Origin of the sequence: Tenacibaculum sp. 47A_GOM-205m, from assembly GCF_000518405.1 — a bacterium.
In the GTDB taxonomy this organism is placed as follows: Bacteria; Bacteroidota; Bacteroidia; order Flavobacteriales; family Flavobacteriaceae; genus Polaribacter; species Polaribacter lutimaris.
In genome coordinates this window covers 288,608-305,428 of record NZ_JADN01000004.1, presented here as the reverse complement: position 1 = coordinate 305,428, position 16,821 = coordinate 288,608, and the positions used below count along the sequence as shown (strand labels likewise).

At 31.4% G+C, this 16,821-nt stretch carries 23 protein-coding genes; 15 read left to right on the top strand and 8 right to left on the bottom strand.

Annotation, left to right across the window (positions count from 1 at the left end):
• The first annotated feature begins 6 nt into the window (after nucleotides 1–6).
• The 7 genes from N534_RS0105050 (at nucleotide 7) to tsaB (ending at nucleotide 4,820) form a co-directional block, all read left to right on the top strand.
• Complete coding sequence (locus N534_RS0105050) at nucleotides 7–348, top strand: cytochrome C oxidase subunit IV family protein (RefSeq protein ID WP_028891444.1); 342 nt, start codon at nucleotides 7–9, stop codon at nucleotides 346–348.
• Between the two features lie 63 nt (nucleotides 349–411).
• The gene (locus N534_RS0105045; RefSeq protein ID WP_038005538.1) at nucleotides 412–1,059 is read left to right on the top strand and encodes a hypothetical protein; all 648 of its coding nucleotides are present in this window, start codon (nucleotides 412–414) and stop codon (nucleotides 1,057–1,059) included.
• Between the two features lie 13 nt (nucleotides 1,060–1,072).
• Nucleotides 1,073–1,720 carry an SCO family protein gene (locus N534_RS0105040; RefSeq protein ID WP_028891442.1) on the top strand — a complete coding sequence of 216 codons (648 nt, stop codon included), beginning with the start codon at nucleotides 1,073–1,075 and terminating at the stop codon, nucleotides 1,718–1,720.
• A 1-nt stretch (nucleotide 1,721) separates the two neighbouring features.
• Nucleotides 1,722–2,246: a DUF420 domain-containing protein gene (locus N534_RS0105035; protein WP_028891441.1), complete on the top strand. Its 525-nt coding sequence runs from the start codon at nucleotides 1,722–1,724 to the stop codon at nucleotides 2,244–2,246.
• A 43-nt stretch (nucleotides 2,247–2,289) separates the two neighbouring features.
• Nucleotides 2,290–2,454: a hypothetical protein gene (locus N534_RS0105030; protein ID WP_369791956.1), complete on the top strand. Its 165-nt coding sequence runs from the start codon at nucleotides 2,290–2,292 to the stop codon at nucleotides 2,452–2,454.
• Nucleotides 2,455–2,646: 192 nt separating this feature from the next.
• Complete coding sequence (locus N534_RS0105025; protein WP_028891439.1) at nucleotides 2,647–4,014, top strand: TolC family protein; 1,368 nt, start codon at nucleotides 2,647–2,649, stop codon at nucleotides 4,012–4,014.
• A 131-nt stretch (nucleotides 4,015–4,145) separates the two neighbouring features.
• Complete coding sequence (gene tsaB, locus N534_RS0105020; protein WP_028891438.1) at nucleotides 4,146–4,820, top strand: tRNA (adenosine(37)-N6)-threonylcarbamoyltransferase complex dimerization subunit type 1 TsaB; 675 nt, start codon at nucleotides 4,146–4,148, stop codon at nucleotides 4,818–4,820.
• Here tsaB and N534_RS0105015 read toward each other — a convergent pair.
• From N534_RS0105015 to N534_RS0105005, 3 genes are all read right to left on the bottom strand, one after another.
• Nucleotides 4,817–5,623, bottom strand: coding sequence for a mechanosensitive ion channel family protein (locus N534_RS0105015; RefSeq protein WP_028891437.1), 807 nt, complete (start codon nucleotides 5,621–5,623; stop codon nucleotides 4,817–4,819). The genes tsaB and N534_RS0105015 overlap by 4 nt on opposite strands.
• Before the next feature lie 56 nt (nucleotides 5,624–5,679).
• Nucleotides 5,680–6,033 (bottom strand): DUF1304 domain-containing protein, encoded by a 354-nt coding sequence (locus N534_RS0105010; protein WP_028891436.1) that lies wholly within the window; start codon nucleotides 6,031–6,033, stop codon nucleotides 5,680–5,682.
• Nucleotides 6,034–6,109: 76 nt separating this feature from the next.
• Nucleotides 6,110–6,310 carry a dodecin family protein gene (locus N534_RS0105005; protein WP_028891435.1) on the bottom strand — a complete coding sequence of 67 codons (201 nt, stop codon included), beginning with the start codon at nucleotides 6,308–6,310 and terminating at the stop codon, nucleotides 6,110–6,112.
• A gap of 173 nt (nucleotides 6,311–6,483) precedes the next feature.
• Here N534_RS0105005 and N534_RS0105000 point away from each other — a divergent pair, with 173 nt between their 5' ends.
• On the top strand, nucleotides 6,484–6,831 hold the full coding sequence (locus N534_RS0105000) for a toxin-antitoxin system YwqK family antitoxin (protein ID WP_028891434.1): 348 nt from the start codon (nucleotides 6,484–6,486) through the stop codon (nucleotides 6,829–6,831).
• Nucleotides 6,832–6,887: 56 nt separating this feature from the next.
• Here the strand turns inward: N534_RS0105000 and N534_RS0104995 are convergent, their stop codons facing one another.
• Both N534_RS0104995 and N534_RS0104990 read right to left on the bottom strand, forming a co-directional pair.
• The gene (locus N534_RS0104995; protein ID WP_028891433.1) at nucleotides 6,888–7,526 is read right to left on the bottom strand and encodes a viroplasmin family protein; all 639 of its coding nucleotides are present in this window, start codon (nucleotides 7,524–7,526) and stop codon (nucleotides 6,888–6,890) included.
• Nucleotides 7,519–8,088 carry a phosphoribosylglycinamide formyltransferase gene (locus N534_RS0104990; RefSeq protein WP_028891432.1) on the bottom strand — a complete coding sequence of 190 codons (570 nt, stop codon included), beginning with the start codon at nucleotides 8,086–8,088 and terminating at the stop codon, nucleotides 7,519–7,521. The genes N534_RS0104995 and N534_RS0104990 overlap by 8 nt, the downstream gene beginning before the upstream one ends.
• 180 nt (nucleotides 8,089–8,268) lie before the next feature.
• Between N534_RS0104990 and N534_RS0104985 the strand changes: the two genes are divergently transcribed.
• The 5 genes from N534_RS0104985 to pyk all read left to right on the top strand — a co-directional run bounded on the left by N534_RS0104985 (nucleotide 8,269) and on the right by pyk (nucleotide 12,492).
• Nucleotides 8,269–8,505: an acyl carrier protein gene (locus N534_RS0104985; RefSeq protein WP_028891431.1), complete on the top strand. Its 237-nt coding sequence runs from the start codon at nucleotides 8,269–8,271 to the stop codon at nucleotides 8,503–8,505.
• A 6-nt stretch (nucleotides 8,506–8,511) separates the two neighbouring features.
• A complete protein-coding gene (gene fabF, locus N534_RS0104980; RefSeq protein ID WP_028891430.1) occupies nucleotides 8,512–9,762 on the top strand; it encodes a beta-ketoacyl-ACP synthase II in 1,251 nt (416 codons plus the stop codon).
• Nucleotides 9,763–9,768: 6 nt separating this feature from the next.
• The gene (gene rnc, locus N534_RS0104975; RefSeq protein WP_028891429.1) at nucleotides 9,769–10,506 is read left to right on the top strand and encodes a ribonuclease III; all 738 of its coding nucleotides are present in this window, start codon (nucleotides 9,769–9,771) and stop codon (nucleotides 10,504–10,506) included.
• Between the two features lie 83 nt (nucleotides 10,507–10,589).
• Nucleotides 10,590–11,060: an IPExxxVDY family protein gene (locus tag N534_RS0104970; protein WP_028891428.1), complete on the top strand. Its 471-nt coding sequence runs from the start codon at nucleotides 10,590–10,592 to the stop codon at nucleotides 11,058–11,060.
• A gap of 4 nt (nucleotides 11,061–11,064) precedes the next feature.
• On the top strand, nucleotides 11,065–12,492 hold the full coding sequence (gene pyk / locus N534_RS0104965) for a pyruvate kinase (protein WP_028891427.1): 1,428 nt from the start codon (nucleotides 11,065–11,067) through the stop codon (nucleotides 12,490–12,492).
• Nucleotides 12,493–12,544: 52 nt separating this feature from the next.
• Here pyk and N534_RS0104960 read toward each other — a convergent pair whose 3' ends face one another.
• Nucleotides 12,545–14,845 carry a M20/M25/M40 family metallo-hydrolase gene (locus N534_RS0104960; RefSeq protein WP_028891426.1) on the bottom strand — a complete coding sequence of 767 codons (2,301 nt, stop codon included), beginning with the start codon at nucleotides 14,843–14,845 and terminating at the stop codon, nucleotides 12,545–12,547.
• A gap of 105 nt (nucleotides 14,846–14,950) precedes the next feature.
• On the opposite strand from N534_RS0104960, the gene N534_RS0104955 reads away from it, so the two are divergent.
• Complete coding sequence (locus tag N534_RS0104955; RefSeq protein ID WP_028891425.1) at nucleotides 14,951–15,415, top strand: CBS domain-containing protein; 465 nt, start codon at nucleotides 14,951–14,953, stop codon at nucleotides 15,413–15,415.
• Here the strand turns inward: N534_RS0104955 and N534_RS0104950 are convergent, their stop codons facing one another.
• Nucleotides 15,416–15,766: a hypothetical protein gene (locus N534_RS0104950; RefSeq protein WP_028891424.1), complete on the bottom strand. Its 351-nt coding sequence runs from the start codon at nucleotides 15,764–15,766 to the stop codon at nucleotides 15,416–15,418.
• Complete coding sequence (locus tag N534_RS0104945) at nucleotides 15,756–16,298, bottom strand: GNAT family N-acetyltransferase (protein WP_028891423.1); 543 nt, start codon at nucleotides 16,296–16,298, stop codon at nucleotides 15,756–15,758. The genes N534_RS0104950 and N534_RS0104945 overlap by 11 nt, the downstream gene beginning before the upstream one ends.
• A gap of 171 nt (nucleotides 16,299–16,469) precedes the next feature.
• Here N534_RS0104945 and N534_RS0104940 point away from each other — a divergent pair, with 171 nt between their 5' ends.
• Nucleotides 16,470–16,805: a single-stranded DNA-binding protein gene (locus N534_RS0104940; protein WP_028891422.1), complete on the top strand. Its 336-nt coding sequence runs from the start codon at nucleotides 16,470–16,472 to the stop codon at nucleotides 16,803–16,805.
• Nucleotides 16,806–16,821 lie beyond the last annotated feature (16 nt).

Genomic DNA, 16,821 nt, shown 5'->3' with positions numbered 1-16,821 from the left:
GAAGAGATGGCACACGCACACGAATCAAATACAAAAAGAATTTGGATTGTTTTAGCAATTTTAACAGTGTTAACAACTGTAGAAGTTGCCTTAGGTATAGTTAGACCAGATTTCTTAGTTTTCAATGACTTTTTAGGAACTCATTTGCTTAACTGGATATTTATTATTTTAACAATAGCAAAGGCTTATTATATTGCTTGGGCATTTATGCACTTAGAAGGAGAAAAACCATGGTTAAGAAGAGCTATTGTTTGGACAGGTGTTTTCTTAATATGTTATTTAGTAACACTAATTCTAATAGAAGGTGATTACTTACACGATACATTAGCACCATTAGTAAAGTGGTAATCAAAATAAAATGAGAAAAGAGGTGGTGTTAACCGCCTCTTTTTGTATATAAGATTTAGTAAAATGAATAAAACAAAAAGATACATAGTACTGTTTGCACTTTTTATAGTGCCTCTATTGTTTTATATTTTTCTGTCACTAGGAATCAATAATTTTGCAAAATTACCCGTGCTTACAGAAAATGTGATAGATATATCCTCCGTAAGTAAACAACATCAATTTGATAGAAAAATATCAATAGTTACTTTTTTAGGAAAGAATGTAACGGAAGTTAAAGGAGAGTTATTTAATCTTAATGAGAAAATATACAAGCCATTTTATGGATTTAAAGATTTTCAACTAATTGTAATAGCTTCTCCTGAAGTTAAAGAGGATGTTGAAAAACTTGAAAAAGAAATAGGTGCTTATACAAATATGATTAGTTGGAAGTTTGTTTATGCTGATGATACTGAAATAAATGTGTTGTATGATAGTTTTAAAACGAACCAATCGCTAGATAATAAACTACATTCATCTAAAGCTTTTATTATAGACAAAGAAGGAAATTTAAGAGGAAGAACAGATGATGAAGATAGTGCTGATGGAAAGTTGTTTGGATACAATATGACATCGGTAGCAGAGCTTAATAATAAGATGAAAGACGATGTTAAAGTTGTATTGGCAGAATATCGTTTAGCATTAAAAAAGAACAATGCAGATAGGCAAATTTAACCAGGTTTAAGTCATGAAAAAACAGAATTATTCATACGTAGGTATTTCATTAGTCATTTTACTTTTTGGAATTTATGCTATACCAAAAATTATAGCGCACTTTCAAACAGCGAACTTACACAAGTTTAATAAAGTGCCTGATTTTGAGTTTATCAATCAAGATGAGAAAACTATTACCAATAAAGATTATGAAGGTAAAGTTTATGTGGTTGAGTTTTTCTTCGCTACATGTCCTACCATTTGTCCTTTAATGAATCAGAAAATGGTAGAAATTCAAAATGAATTTATGGGGAACCCTAACTTCGGAATAGCTTCGTTTTCAATTACTCCAGATATAGATACTCCACATCTACTAAAAGAATATGCTAAGAGCAATGGAATTAACCATAAGAATTGGCATTTATTAACAGGAAAGTCAGACGATGTAGTGTATAATTTGTCTAATGATGGATTTAAGCTATATGCAGGTAAAGGAGAAGTTAGTCATGGCGGATTTGAACACTCAGGATTGTTTGCCTTGGTAGATAAAGATGGATATATCAGGTCACGATATGATGAAAATGGAAATCCTATAATGTATTACAGAGCTTTAGATGAACATGGTTTTGGTGATCAGATAACAGAGTTAAAAGAAGATATTAAGTTATTATTAAAAGAATAGCATGAGTAGCACAGAAGAAAAAAAATATAAAAAGCTTATTACGATAGTATCTATTGTAATTCCTATTGCGGTAGCAGCTTTATTTGGCATTAAAATACCTAATGTAGAACCGTTGTCGTTTTTACCACCTATTTATGCCAGTATTAATGGTTTTACAGCAGTATTACTAGTTGCATCTGTTGTAGCTATTAAAAATGGTAAAAGAAAATTACACGAGCAGTTAAATACAACAGCAATAATTTGTTCTGCACTATTTTTAGTAATGTATGTGGCTTATCATATGACCTCTGACTCTACAAAATTTGGAGGAGAAGGGATGGTTAAATACGTGTATTTCTTCATTTTAATAACTCACATTTTATTATCAATAGTAATTATACCTTTTGTTTTAATTACATTTATGAGAGCTCGTTTAGGAAACTTTCCAGAACATAAAAAAATAGCAAAAATTACATTTCCATTATGGTTGTATGTTGCAGTGACCGGAGTAGTAGTGTATTTAATGATATCACCTTATTATGTATAAAAAACTTATCGTATTAGCTCTGTTGTTTTTCTTTTCTTTGAACATGTCTGCACAGTGCGCTATGTGTAAAGCAGTTGTTGAAGGAGGTAATGAAACCGTTGCAGAAGGAGTAAATAACGGAATTACTTATTTAATGGTGTTTCCTTATTTATTAGTAGGAGTACTTTTTTATTTTATTTACCGTCATAAAAAGAAAGGCAAAGCCTAATTTTAATTTAGCAATATTTTTTGTAACAAATTATATTTTTAATCGTCATATAGAGGCAGTTAAAAATAATTAATTGCTTTTTGTTGTTGATTATAAACAGTTTAAAGGTTTTTCTAATTAACAATAAAATGATATATTTCTTTTTTTGAAATATCAACTAGTTAATAATTTAAACAAAAAAATATTTGTCTTTTGAAAACTAAAATTGCATTATTCACAGCTATATTTACTTCTTTAGCTGTTTTTTCTCAAAAACAATGGACCTTAAAAGAGTGTGTAGACTACGCTCTAAAAAATAATATAACGATTAAACAAAATCGGTTAAGTGTAGATTTAGCAGAAAAAGACGTTGAGATCGCTAAAGGAAATTTCTTGCCTGATTTAGGATTTAGTAATTCTCATAGAGGGTCTTTTGGATTGTCTTCAGGGGTTAGCGGAGTTAATACCAGTCAAGATAGGTATTCAACAAACTTTGCTTTAGGAACTCAAGGTACTATTTTTAATGGTTTTAGAAACTTAAATTCTAAAAAGCAAGCTTTACTTAATGTTAAAGGGAGTGAGTTAGACTTAGCAAAAATAGAAAATGATATTTCTTTAAACGTAGTAAATGAATACTTAAATGTACTGTTTGCAAAAGAAAACCTTGCAGTAGCTAAAGTTCAAGCAGAAATAAGTAAAAAACAAATAGAAAGAGCAAAAGCTCAATATGAAGGAGGAGCAATACCTAAAGGAGATTTATTGAATGTAGAGTCTACAGCTGCTAATGATGTTCAAAATGTAGTAATACAAGAAAACACATTAAGTATTGCTTTACTTAGATTAAGTCAGTTGTTACAAATTTCTTCAGAAGATTTTGCTATTGCTGATATTGAAGTGGGGTCACCATCAGCGGCTTTATTGTATGATAATTCTAGTGTTGTATACGAAAAAGCATTAACACAATGGCCAGATATTGAAAGAGCAGAATTAAATCTTGAAAACGCAGATTTAGGAATAGAATTAGCTAAAGGAGCTTATTTGCCAACCTTAACCTATTCAGCAAATGCAGGTACTTCTTATTTTACAGTATTTGGAGAGCCTGATAGAAGGGTTATTGGAGTTGATCCAGTGACACAATTACCTATATATGAGTCTTATGGCTTTTTTAAGCAATTAGATAATAATTTAAGTTACGGAGTAGGGGTTTCGTTAAATATTCCAATATTTAATCGTTTCCAAACAAAAAACAGAGTAGCTAAATCTACTATTGATAAAGAGGTATCAGAATTAGCTCTTGAAAATCAAAAGTTGCAGTTGCAACAAGAAATTGAAAGTGCTTTTTTAGATGCCAAAGCAGCTGCCAAAACGTATGAAGCAGCACAAGTATCATTAGAGGCACAAAAGGAAGCCTTTAAAAATGCTCAAGTTAGCTATGACTATGGATCAATGACTCAGTTTGACTTTGACCAAGTACGTAACCGTTTAGTGAATGCAGAAGGAGCAATGATTAGAGCTAAATACGATTATGTGTTTAAAACGAAAGTATTGAAGTTTTACTACGGAGAGTCAATCGTTGACTAACTAAGAAAGATATATTTATTGTTGGAAGAGCCTTGTTAGATTCATGCTAACGGGGTTTTTCTTTATAAGACATGTAATGATGTTTTACTCGACTTTATAAAAATGTATCTTTGTCAAAAAATAATTTCAGTTTGGCAACAATCTTAAACATAGAAACAGCGACAAAAAACTGCTCGGTTAGTATAGCGAAAGATGGAGTAAACATTATTTTACAAGAGTTGAATGATGGTAATTACTCTCATGCTGAAAAACTACATCCATTTATTCAACAAGTGGTACAGGAAGCTAAAATGTCTTTTAATGATATTGATGCTGTAGCAGTTAGTAAAGGACCAGGTTCTTATACAGGTTTGCGTATCGGAGTCTCTGCAGCTAAAGGATTATGCTTTGCGTTTGATAAACCTTTAATTTCTATTGAAACCTTACATTCTCTAGCGCATAAAACTACTATTAAGGAAGGTGTAATTGTGCCTATGTTAGATGCTCGTCGTATGGAGGTTTATGCCGCTGTTTACGATAGTAATTATAATCAATTAAGAGAAATCAAAGCCGAAATTATTGATGAAAATTCTTTTCAAGAATATCTTTCAAAAGGAAAAGTATATTTTTTAGGAGATGGAGCAGAGAAGTGTAAAGAAGTTATTACACATGAAAATGCTGTTTTTATTGATGGTAAACACCCTTCAGCAAAAGAAATGGCACAATTAAGTTATGATAAGTACAAAAAAAACGACATCGAAGATGTCGCTTATTTTGAACCTTTTTATTTAAAAGATTTTGTGGTTACACCCGAAAAAAAGCGTTAACCCTCTTTATGAATTTCCACAGAGTGAGGGTAAGGAATTTCAATTCCAGCTTTATCTAAGGCAATTTTAGTGTTTTCAGTTATATCAAAGTATACAGCCCAATAATCTTCTGTTTTAGACCAAGGTCTTACGGCAAAATTTACTGAGCTGTCAGCTAATTCAGATACATTTACTGTAGGTGCTGGGTCTTTTAATACCTTAGGGTGTGAAGTAATAACATTCATTAATATTTCTTTAGTTTGCTTAATGTCAGCATCGTAAGAAACACCAAAAGTTAAATCCACTCTACGAGTTCCTTCCGAAGAATAATTAACAATATTTCCATTAGATAAAGAACCATTAGGAATAATTATTTCTTTATTAGATAATCCTGTAAGCTTGGTAGTAAAGATTTCAATCTCCTTTACAACACCGATCTCTCCTTGGGCTTCAATTAAATCACCTACTTTAAAAGGTTTAAAAAGCATAATTAAAACACCACCAGCAAAATTACCTAATGAGCCCTGTAAGGCTAAGCCAACAGCTAAACCAGCTGAGGCTAAAATAGCAGCAAAAGAAGTAGTTTCAACACCCAGTTTTGCTATTACTGTAATAATTAAAAGAATTTTTAAAGACCAGTTTAAAAGGTTTACTAAGAACTTTTGTAACGTAATATCTACATCTCTTTTAGACATTACTTTTTTAGCTGCTCTAAGAATTAAGTTGATAATGTAAGAACCTACAATGTAAATAATAATAGCAACAATAGCTTTTGGAGCATATGTAACTATCAGTTCTTGAAATTTTTCTAAATACTTTTCCATTAGTTATGGTAAATTTTAGTTGTTAATGAATGATTTTAGTTAGTAGTGGCTAGGTTTTATAGCATTAAACTGATTAATCCTAATAAAGCAGGTATAGACTGAATGACAAAAATACGAGGTTTTTTTGTAGAATAAGAACCATAAAGTCCAGCAATAAAAACACAAGCCATGAAAAATATACCAACATCAATTTTTTGTGATATAATAGACCAAATTAAACCAGCCGCAAGAAAACCGTTATATAAACCTTGGTTGGCAGCCATAACCTTAGTTTCTTCAGCAAAAGATTTAGATTTTAAACCAAAAGTTTTTATTCCTTTAGGTTTAGACCATAATAACATTTCTAGTATAAGAATATATAAATGAATAAAAGCTACAAAGCCTAAAAGGATGTATTGTGTAGTGTTCATAATAATTTAAAGATAAAATATGCGGCTTAGATAATTATCAAAACCGCACATAGTAAGTAGTTAGTTTATATTAAGGTTAGTTTACTTCAAAGGTTACTTTAAGGTTTACTCTAAATTCAGTTACCTCATCATTATTGACAACGACACTTTGTGATTGTACAAAGGCAGATTTAATACCCTTTACTGATTTTGAAGCTTGTTTAATAGCTTTTCTTGTGGCATCTTCCCAACTTTTCTCAGAATTAGCTAAAATTTCAATAACTTTCATTACTGCCATAATAATTTTTTTAAAGATTAATACATGTAAATATAAGATTTTTAAACTTTTTTATAAAGATAAATAGATTTTAAAAAATCTTCAATGTTAATTTAATGTTACGTAAATGTTTTAAATATGTAAATTTTTTGTATATTTGTGTTATCAGGTGTTAACTTTAAAAGATTTAGATTATGAAAAAATTAGTATTAGCAGTATGTATGTTGTCGGTAGGATTGTTACAAGCTCAAGAAGTAGAGCCAAAATATGAAGTAACAGGAGAGTTAGTAAAAGTCACGTATTTTTACGAAAATGGTGCTATTAAAGAACAAGGTTTTTTCAAAGATAAAAAGTTAGAAGGTACTTGGACGTCTTTTGATACAAAAGGTAACAAAGTGGCTATTGGTCATTATGAAGCAGGAAAAAAAGTAGGTAAATGGTTTATGTGGAAAGAAGATGGATTGAAAGAAATCGATTTTAAAGATAATGCCATAGCAAGCGTACAAACTTGGAAGGAAGAGACCAAAATGGCAGTGAAATAAGTTAATATTTTGCAGAATAAGAGAATTAAACCGAGTATTTTAAATACTCGGTTTTTTTATTTTCTGCCAAAATCAGCAGGGATTTCGCCCCAAGCTTTAGTTTCCCACTTTAATAATGGGTTTTTAAATGAGTTTTGTTGTAACCAGGTTTCAGCACGTTTAATTAAGTCTAAGATCTCTTTATTAGAGCTGTCAAATGTAATGTTGGTTCTACATTGCTTCTTTTTAACCCAACTCATGGCTATCTTTGAATCCGAATAAATAGGGTAAGTGTCCATTTTTTTACTTTTCAATAAAGCAATTCCATGTACAAGAGCTAAGAATTCACCAATATTATTAGTACCATTCTTAAATGGTCCCATTCTAAAAATTTCCTTTTTACCATGTGTTAAAACACCTCTGTATTCCATTAACCCAGGGTTACCAGCACAAGCGGCGTCAACTGAGATGCTTTCAAGTATAGGAGAGCCATATTTAGCTTTTTCTGTAGCTGATAAGGTAGGTTTTTTTGTGTCTTTCCCTTTGTACTCGTTATAGCTTTTACTCAAAGCGATTTCTGCTTCTTTTTTGTCGGCAAATGCTTTGTATTGTGCACCTGTAAAACCATCAATTTGCTTTTTACAGGCATCCCAAGATAAAAAAACACCTGTTTTTTTACCTTTCCAAACAACATAGTATTTTTTCTTTTTACTCATTTTGTAAAATTACTTCTTCAATCACCTTTGGAAAATGTTCATATTCTAATTCATGAACTTTTTGAGCAATAGTTTCGGGTGTGTCTTCAGAAGAAACAGCAGTTTTTGCTTGGAAAATAATGGCTCCTTCATCATAATTTTCATTCACATAATGAATGGTGATACCCGTTTCATGCTCATTGTTCTCCTTTACAGCCTTGTGCACATTCATTCCGTACATGCCTTTTCCACCATATTTTGGCAATAATGCAGGGTGAATATTAATAATTTTATTAGGAAAAGCTTCAACAATTTTAGCAGGAATACGCCATAAAAACCCTGCTAGTATAATAAAATCAGTTTCTACATGTAAAAAATTTAATACAGTATCGTCCTTTATAAAACTTTCTTTATCAAAGAGAGATGCGTCTATTCCAAGTCTTTCGCAACGATCAAAAACTTTGGCATGTTCGTTGTTAGAGAGCACATGAGTAACAATTGCAGTTTTAGTAGAATTGAAGTATTTTATGATGTTTTCGGCGTTAGAACCCGAACCTGAAGCAAAAATTACGATGCGTTTCATGTTAAAAATCAGTTGTTTTGTTACTACAAAAAAAAGAATAATTATTAACAATGGTGGTGTTTGTAGCAAAATATTCAGGTATTTTTTTTATTTTAGACATCACATTTTTGAGCAAAAGTTAGAATTAATAACTAAGATTTGTATTTTTGCCTCGATTTTAAATTTTAAAACAAACAAATTATGTCAGACATTGCATCAAGAGTAAAAGCAATTATCGTAGACAAATTAGGAGTAGACGATAACGAAGTAACTAACGAAGCAAGCTTCACTAACGATTTAGGAGCAGATTCTTTAGATACAGTTGAGTTAATCATGGAATTCGAAAAAGAATTTGATATTCAAATTCCAGACGATCAAGCAGAAAACATTGGTACTGTAGGTCAAGCGATTAGCTATATTGAAGACGCAAAAAAATAAGATTATATGCAATTAAAACGAGTTGTAGTAACTGGACTTGGCGCATTAACGCCAATAGGAAACAATAAAGAAGAGTATTGGAATAGCTTAGTTAACGGAGTTAGCGGAGCAGCACCTATAACGTATTTTGATGCTGCCAAGTTCAAAACTCGTTTCGCATGTGAACTTAAAAACTTCGACGCGACTGAATTTATTAATAGAAAAGAAGCTCGAAAAATGGATAGGTTTACACAGTATGCAATGGTTGCCTCTGATGAAGCAATTGCTGATGCGAAGTTAAACTTAGACGAAGTAAACAAATTAAGAGTTGGTGTTATTTGGGGTGCTGGTATTGGAGGTTTAGAAACATTTCAAAATGAAATGTTAAACTATGCTGAAGGTGACGGCTCACCTCGATTTAACCCATTCTTTATTCCAAAGATGATTGCAGATATTGCACCAGGAAACATTTCTATTAAAAATGGATTCATGGGACCTAATTATACTACGGTATCTGCTTGTGCATCATCTGCAAACGCAATGATTGATGCATTAAATTACATCAGACTTGGTCATTGTGATGTAGTTGTAACAGGTGGTAGTGAAGCTGCAGTTACAATTGCTGGTATGGGAGGTTTTAATGCTATGCATGCTTTATCTACCAGAAATGAGAGTCCAGAAACAGCTTCAAGACCATTTGATGCTGAGCGTGACGGATTTGTATTAGGTGAAGGAGCAGGAGCTATTATCTTAGAAGAATACGAACATGCCAAAGCTCGTGGAGCTAAAATTTATGCTGAAGTTATAGGTGGAGGCTTATCTTCGGATGCTTACCACATGACAGCACCACATCCTGATGGAATAGGTGTTATTGCTGTAATGAAGAACTGTCTTGAAAATGCTGGAATAAAACCAGAAGACGTAGATCATATCAACACTCACGGTACTTCTACCCCTTTAGGAGATGTTGCAGAGTTAAAAGCAATCTCTGAAGTTTTTGGAGATCATGCTAAAAACATTAATATCAATTCAACAAAGTCTATGACAGGACATTTGTTAGGTGCTGCTGGTGCAGTTGAAGCTATTGCTTCATTGTTAGCTATGGAGCACGGTGTTGTTCCCCCAACAATTAATCACAGTAACGTTGATGAAAACATCAACCCAGAGTTAAATTTAACGTTAAACAAAGCTCAAAAAAGAGAGATTAAGGTTGCAATGAGCAATACATTTGGTTTTGGTGGTCATAATGCCTGTGTAGCCTTTAGAAAACTAGATTAATCTTTTATGAATTTTCTTCGTAGAATTGTCAAACCCCAAAATAAGGAGGACGAAAACTTCTACTACGAATTAAAAGAGTTACTTAATTTTAAACCAATTAAGTTATCACTTTATAAAAAAGCATTTACGCACAGATCTCTAAAGTTAGTTGACAGTAAGGGAAACCCAGTTAACTATGAACGTTTAGAGTTTTTGGGAGATGCTATTTTAGGAACGGTAATCGCTTCTTACCTATTTAAAAAAGTACCCGATGGAGACGAAGGGTACTTAACACAAATGCGCTCTAAAGTTGTTAGTAGAGAGCACTTGAATGATTTAGGTAAAGATTTGGACTTAATTAAATTTGTAAAAAGTAATATTTCCAAAGAACATGTTAGTAATAACATTCATGGAAATATTTTTGAAGCTCTCATTGGTGCTATTTATTTAGACAGAGGGTATAACTATTGTCATCAGTTCATATACGAACAAGTTATAATGCCTTATGTAGACATTGAAAGACTTGAGGGTAAAATATCAAGTTATAAAGGTTTTGTTATAGAATGGTGTCAAAAGCAGAAGAAAAAGTACAAATTTGAGTCTTATGAAGATTCAGGTAACCAAAATAAGAAGCATTTTAGTGTACGTGTAAGCATAGATGGTAATATCATAGCAAAAGGTAGAGCGACCTCTAAGAAAAAAGCAGAAGAAATAGCTGCTAAAAGAGTGTACTATGCTATGCAAAGCCAAATGCTAAATTCTTAACATTTTCGAGAAAACGTTTTCGAAAAATTTACATACTATTATAGATACATTCATTAATTTAGCAAAAAGCAAATAGTTGTTTTATGCCAATTTATGAGGTAAATATTAATGATTTTTCTAACGACGATTACACGTTAATAGGCATCCATACTACTTTGAATGACTATAGGTTAGCGTATTTGTTAAATAAACACTTACAAGTTAACTTTCGTAGAGCAAATTACGATTTAGATTTTTTTCAAAAGAATATAGAATCTTCATACATCGTATACGAGTATGCAAATACAAAATTAGATCAAGATTGGTTTTTAATATCCAATGTATTTAAATATACTCTTGAAACAGAATCAATAAGTCTTTTTGGTCAAAGTGATTCAACTAGCTATTTGATTCCAGAAAAGAAAAAAGTTGATTTTTTCTTAAAGATAGAAGGAGAATTTGATTACGATTTTATCGTGAAGTTAATAGAAAAAATCAATCAAGTTCCACAAATAATAACCTCTTACGAAATAGAGGTAAACTCATTAAAGTCGAAAGACTTTTTAATTTTTTAATAATATGCCACATAACAAGAAAACAAAAATTGTAGCAACATTAGGTCCAGCAACCAGTACTAAAGAAGTTTTAGCAGATATGGCTGCTGCAGGTGTTAATGTTTTTAGAATTAATTTTTCACACGCTGATTATGATGTAGTAAAAGAACGTATTCGTCAAATACGTGAAATAAATGAAGAAAGAGGCTATAATGTAGCAATTCTAGCCGATTTACAGGGTCCTAAGTTAAGAGTAGGGGTAATGGAAGAAGGAGTAGAGTTAAAGGCAGGAGATACCTTTATTTTTACTACAGAGAAATGTGAAGGAACCCAAGAAAAGGCTTTTATGACCTATCAACACTTTCCTAAAGATGTAAAAGTTGGAGAAAAGATCTTAGTTGATGATGGTAAGCTATTATTTGAAGTAGTTGCAACAGACAAAGAGAAAGAAGTTGTAACTAAAGTTGTTGTAGGTGGTCCTTTAAAATCGAAAAAAGGAGTAAACTTACCTAATACTAAAATATCATTACCTGCTTTAACCGAAAAAGATAAGAAAGATGTTGTTTTTGCTTTAGAGCAAGAGGTAGATTGGATTGCGCTTTCTTTTGTAAGAACGCCAGAAGATTTACGTATTCTTCGTGATTTGATTAAACAGAAGTCACGTTATAGAGTTCCAGTAATTGCTAAGATTGAAAAACCAGAAGCGGTTGAAAATATTGATGCTTTAATTCCATACTGTGACGGTTTAATGGTAGCTCGTGGTGATTTAGGAGTAGAAGTACCAATGCAAGATGTACCTTTAATACAAAAAATGTTAGTTCGTAGAGCTAAACAAGCGAGAATTCCTGTAATCATTGCAACGCAAATGATGGAGACCATGATTGAAAATTCGGTACCAACTAGAGCAGAAGTAAATGATGTGGCCAACTCTATTATGGATGGTGCTGACGCAGTTATGCTTTCAGGGGAAACGTCGGTTGGTAAACATCCAGTTAGAGTTATTCAAAAAATGACTGAAATTATTGGTAGTGTTGAATTTTCAGACTTAATTGAAGTTCCGCAAGAACCGCCACATATCCGTACAAAAAGATTTATTACTAAATCAGTTTGTCACCATGCAGCATTAATGGCAGATGATATTAATGCAGCTGCTATCTCAACCTTAACTAATAGTGGATATACAGCTTTTCAAATTTCTGCTTGGAGACCAAAATCACATGTATTAGCATTTTCATCTGAAAAGAGAATTTTAGGAAAGTTGAATTTGTTATGGGGAGTTAGAGCTTATTTTTATGATAGAGAATTAAGTACCGATGATACGATTGAAGATATTAACGAAATAGCTAAAGAAAAAGGATATGTAAAATCGGGAGATTTTATAATTAACCTTTCTTCAATGCCTGTTGAAGCCAAAGGAATGGTAAACACTTTACGTGTTTCCCATATTGACTAAATAAGAAAAAAGAATATAAAAAAGCTCAACTTTTAAAGTTGAGCTTTTTTATTTAGAGTTTTATTTTTCTACTACAAATAATAGCATCGTTAACTACAAAAGGCATCGGCATCATTACTTCACTTCTTGGTTTGATAGTAAACTTAGGATGTGATAGTAAATCATTAGATATTTCGTGTAATGTAATATCTGGTTTTACATTTTTATCAATAGAAAAAGAAATAGTCAAGTCTTTATCTGTATTTGCCATTTGATAAATAAGTAAGGTACCTTTATCAGCGGTAAAAGCTTTTCCAGAATCATATAAAGTACCGTTAATAGTAAGGTTGGTTAAGGTTATCTTAGAAGCTGTAAACAATTCATATCTATCAATAGTACGTGTTGGAACTATGCTAAAAGAGATGTTTCTCTTCCCGCTAATAATAGTGTCTTTATTAATATTTATATTAGAAATAGCAATGTCTTTATTGTCTGTTTTTTTATAATAATTGAAAGAAGTATTGTACTTGCTATTTCCAGCAATTAAGTTTTGTCCTCCCTGAGGAGAATCTTCGTTAAAAAATTGTTTAGTATATCCGTCTAAGGTTTTATTATGACTAGCCCAATACGAAGTATTAGTGTCAGAATCTTGAATAAAAACTAAGCTATTAGGTTTTTTCTTTTCTATTGAAAATCCACTATTAAAAGTAGCCAAAACAAAAAATAATAACGCTACAAAACCTGTAAGTGACTGCCATCCATTTTTTAGTTTTTCTTGTTGAAAAACAGGAAGCATAAATCCGAAAAGAAGTACTAAAAGTACCGCTGAAATCAATAACATTTTTAAACCTAAAGCAACAGGGAATAGTTGTACCATTGGAGCAACCATATAAATAGTAGGAATTGATAGAATTGCAAATAAAGTACCTCTAGATTCCTTTTTAATGTTCATTAAAAGTAGAATTGCTAAAATAAATAATGAAGCATATACTGGAATAATTAAAAAACCAGCACCTGGAAGGTTTATATATATAAGGTAATTTACAATTAATCCAAAGGTAATAGGAGCAATTAATAAGTCTGTTGTTCTTTGTTCTTTAAAGAACGAGTATGTTTTAAAAATTAACCAAAGGTTTAAAAATACAAAAGCAATAATGTATTGATGTCCGTTATAGGTAAATCCGTGTAATATATCGGTATATTGTGGATGAATAATTAATAGTAATTGCCATAAACCATACGATACTCCTATGCAAACTACCAATGAAATTATATAAGGGATAAATCCTTTTAACATTCCGACAGTAGTTATTTTTTTTCTTGAAATCCCTACAAAAACCAATGCAATAAAAATAACCAGAGCAATAATCAACGTGGGTAAAACCCAAGAGAAAGTATAAGTTAAAAGTTTGGTAAAAGGAAAGTTAACATAAATATAGTCGGTGTCACTGTTTAAATTAGTTAAGTTTGCATCCGCAAAATAGTTTAATGTACTAGTTAAGTAATCAGCTTGATGAAGTAGAGTTTCTCTGTTTAATCGTTCGTAAGAGTCTTGTTCGGTATGATAGTCAAAATGATCATCAATAAAAGCAAAATTGAACCCATTAATATTTCCCTTTTCTCTAAAAATTGTTAAATCGGTATCGTTAGGAAGTTTTTTATATACTCCATACATTAGTGAGTTTGCTGCAGGGTAATTTGGGTTTGCTTTCAGAAATTCAGAAAGTAACGTTTTGTTTTTTCCGTTAGTTTCCATCAACATATAACTAGATCCGCCGCTACCACGTGCTTCAAAGTTTAAAACTAAACCAACATCTTTTGCCCAAGGATGATTTTCAACAAACGCTTGAGCTCCTAATAAACCTAATTCTTCTGCATCAGAAAAAAGTATGATAACATCGTTTTTAGGGGTTTTATTTGCTGCTAAGTAAGCTCTAACACCTTCTAAAATAGTTACTACGCCAGAGCCCGCGTCACTAGCTCCCAAAGAAGAGTGTGGATTTGAGTCGTAATGTGATAATAGCAATAAAGCTTTGCTACTATCGCTTCCCTTAATCCTAGCAAGAATATTTTCTGTGGTTGTAGCAGCTCTCCATTTTTTATTGATAGCTGTTTGATATTGAATTTCAGGTTTTAACCCTAGTTTTTTTAATTCTTGAACAAGATATTCTTGTACAATTTTGTGTTCTTTTGTACCAGTATGATGTGGTTTTTGTGAAATTTGTTTTAGATGATATAGTGCATTGTCTATAGAAAAGTCAACAGCTTTCACTTCTTTTTTAGTAGGTGAAACACTAGGTATCATATCGTTAAAGCTCCAATAAACTGTTAAAATGATAATGATTACAGCTAGGTAATTTCTTGATGTTTTCATAGTTTAATTTTATCCCTTATAAAAATAGGCAATTTATTTTTTAACACACTTGTTTTTAATTGGTTAAAAATCAGTATATTTAAGTCTATCCTAAAACTAATTATTATGGGAATTATCAATTTTCAAGGTAAACGAAATAATCCACCAGAAAAAGAGGAGGAGCCAATTTTAGTGTCAGATTACATGACAAAGAAGCTTATTACGTTTAAGGAAGATCAATCTATTGAAGAGGCTATTAATATTTTAATTAATCACAAAATATCAGGAGGGCCAGTTATTAATGAGAATAATGAACTTGTAGGTATTATTTCAGAAGGAGATTGTATTAAACAAATTTCAGATAGTAGGTATTATAATTTACCGATAGAAAATAGTACCGTTGGAAGAGCCATGGTGAAAGAGGTTGAAACGATTGATGGTAATACAAACATATTAGATGCTGCCAATAAGTTTTTAGAATCTCGTAGAAGGCGTTTCCCTATTGTTGAAAATGGAAAACTAGTTGGGCAGATTAGTCAAAAGGATGTATTAATTGCCGCCATGAAACTCAAAGGAAATACATGGAAGTAATTACTCCTGTTTAACTAATAGATAGAATTCATTTTCCAACTCTAAATATCCTTGGTCGTATACATAAAAATAGGTGTTTCCTGTTTTTGTGGTATAGAGGGATGTGATGAATTTAAAGTCAAAACCTCTATCAAATAGTTTACGACGCGTTACTTTTGTTTTACCGGTAACGTTCAGTTCGGAAAGAATTTTATAGTTTTTTCGTAAGCGATTATTAGTGTTTCTAATAAGATTCTTACTATCCTTGTTTACTTTGTTATTGTATGCATTGCGACAGTAATCGGAACAGAATTTTTTATCAATTCGTCCGATAACCTTTTCTCCACACTCTAAACATTGTTTATTTTCCATAGTCTGATTTTTTAAGTTCGTACCAGTTAACATTTACTCCCTTAAAGCCAAATTCATTTACAAATTGTAGACCTATTTTTTGTAGAATTTTGTTAGAGCCGATATTTTCTACATCAGCAGCACCATAAATAACATCATAATTCATTTCTTTAAAGCCGAAGTCTAAACAAGCAAAAGCAGATTCTGAAGCATACCCTTTACCCCAATAACGCGGAATAAAACGATAACCGATGTCTATAAAATCAGTAAATCCATTTAATTCTTCTTTTTCCCCTGTATTGAGTTTTAATCCTGACCATCCAATAAATTCTCCAGAAGATTTTTCAAAAGCAGCAAACCTACCAATGCCTCTTTCTTTATATTGTTCTTCAAAAAATGTTATGATGTCTTCAGCTTGTTTGTAGGTTGTAATGGGATTCTTTCCTAAATATTTATGTACTTCAGGATTTGAGTCTAACTCAAAAATTCCTTCCGTTTCACTTTCTCTGAATTCTCTTAAAATTAAACGTTCTGTTTCTAAATAAAATTTCATATTCTAACTATTTGATTTCAAATATATTAAAAATATTTAAACGATTACATTCAATTACAAACGAAAATAAACGATTACTAACCGCTTTTAATTTGTACGGTGTTTCATCTTTGCAGTATCAATTCGTTTGAATGACAGATTCTTAACTGTTTAACATTAAAAACAAATATTATGAACGCACTAAAAAACAGAGTACAGTTAATTGGAAATTTAGGAAACACCCCAGAAGTTATCACTTTAGAAAGTGGTAAGAAATTAGCAAAATTTGCTATTGCAACCAATGAAACTTACAAAAATTCGCAAGGAGAAAAAGTAACAGATACGCAATGGCACAATGTGGTTGCTTGGAATAAAACTGCAGAAATTATTGAGAAGTATTTAGAAAAGGGTAAAGAAGTAATGATTGAAGGCAAGCTTACTTCACGTTCTTTTGAAGATAAAGAAGGTAATAAACGCTATGTAACTGAAGTAGTTTGTAATGAATTATTAATGTTAGGAAATAAATAAGTGAGAAAACTACTAT

Bases quoted from the DNA above. Each gene is read 5' to 3' on its own strand.
- N534_RS0105050 (WP_028891444.1), top strand. From the start codon at position 7: ATGGCACACGCACACGAATCAAATACAAAAAGAATTTGGATTGTTTTA.
- N534_RS0105045 (WP_038005538.1), top strand. From the start codon at position 412: ATGAATAAAACAAAAAGATACATAGTACTGTTTGCACTTTTTATAGTG.
- N534_RS0105040 (WP_028891442.1), top strand. From the start codon at position 1,073: ATGAAAAAACAGAATTATTCATACGTAGGTATTTCATTAGTCATTTTA.
- N534_RS0105035 (WP_028891441.1), top strand. From the start codon at position 1,722: ATGAGTAGCACAGAAGAAAAAAAATATAAAAAGCTTATTACGATAGTA.
- N534_RS0105030 (WP_369791956.1), top strand. From the start codon at position 2,290: ATGTCTGCACAGTGCGCTATGTGTAAAGCAGTTGTTGAAGGAGGTAAT.
- N534_RS0105015 (WP_028891437.1), bottom strand. From the start codon at position 5,623: ATGGAAAAGTATTTAGAAAAATTTCAAGAACTGATAGTTACATATGCT.
- N534_RS0105010 (WP_028891436.1), bottom strand. From the start codon at position 6,033: ATGAACACTACACAATACATCCTTTTAGGCTTTGTAGCTTTTATTCAT.
- N534_RS0105005 (WP_028891435.1), bottom strand. From the start codon at position 6,310: ATGGCAGTAATGAAAGTTATTGAAATTTTAGCTAATTCTGAGAAAAGT.
- N534_RS0105000 (WP_028891434.1), top strand. From the start codon at position 6,484: ATGAAAAAATTAGTATTAGCAGTATGTATGTTGTCGGTAGGATTGTTA.
- N534_RS0104995 (WP_028891433.1), bottom strand. From the start codon at position 7,526: ATGAGTAAAAAGAAAAAATACTATGTTGTTTGGAAAGGTAAAAAAACA.
- N534_RS0104990 (WP_028891432.1), bottom strand. From the start codon at position 8,088: ATGAAACGCATCGTAATTTTTGCTTCAGGTTCGGGTTCTAACGCCGAA.
- N534_RS0104985 (WP_028891431.1), top strand. From the start codon at position 8,269: ATGTCAGACATTGCATCAAGAGTAAAAGCAATTATCGTAGACAAATTA.
- fabF (WP_028891430.1), top strand. From the start codon at position 8,512: ATGCAATTAAAACGAGTTGTAGTAACTGGACTTGGCGCATTAACGCCA.
- rnc (WP_028891429.1), top strand. From the start codon at position 9,769: ATGAATTTTCTTCGTAGAATTGTCAAACCCCAAAATAAGGAGGACGAA.
- N534_RS0104970 (WP_028891428.1), top strand. From the start codon at position 10,590: ATGCCAATTTATGAGGTAAATATTAATGATTTTTCTAACGACGATTAC.
- pyk (WP_028891427.1), top strand. From the start codon at position 11,065: ATGCCACATAACAAGAAAACAAAAATTGTAGCAACATTAGGTCCAGCA.
- N534_RS0104960 (WP_028891426.1), bottom strand. From the start codon at position 14,845: ATGAAAACATCAAGAAATTACCTAGCTGTAATCATTATCATTTTAACA.
- N534_RS0104955 (WP_028891425.1), top strand. From the start codon at position 14,951: ATGGGAATTATCAATTTTCAAGGTAAACGAAATAATCCACCAGAAAAA.
- N534_RS0104950 (WP_028891424.1), bottom strand. From the start codon at position 15,766: ATGGAAAATAAACAATGTTTAGAGTGTGGAGAAAAGGTTATCGGACGA.
- N534_RS0104945 (WP_028891423.1), bottom strand. From the start codon at position 16,298: ATGAAATTTTATTTAGAAACAGAACGTTTAATTTTAAGAGAATTCAGA.
- N534_RS0104940 (WP_028891422.1), top strand. From the start codon at position 16,470: ATGAACGCACTAAAAAACAGAGTACAGTTAATTGGAAATTTAGGAAAC.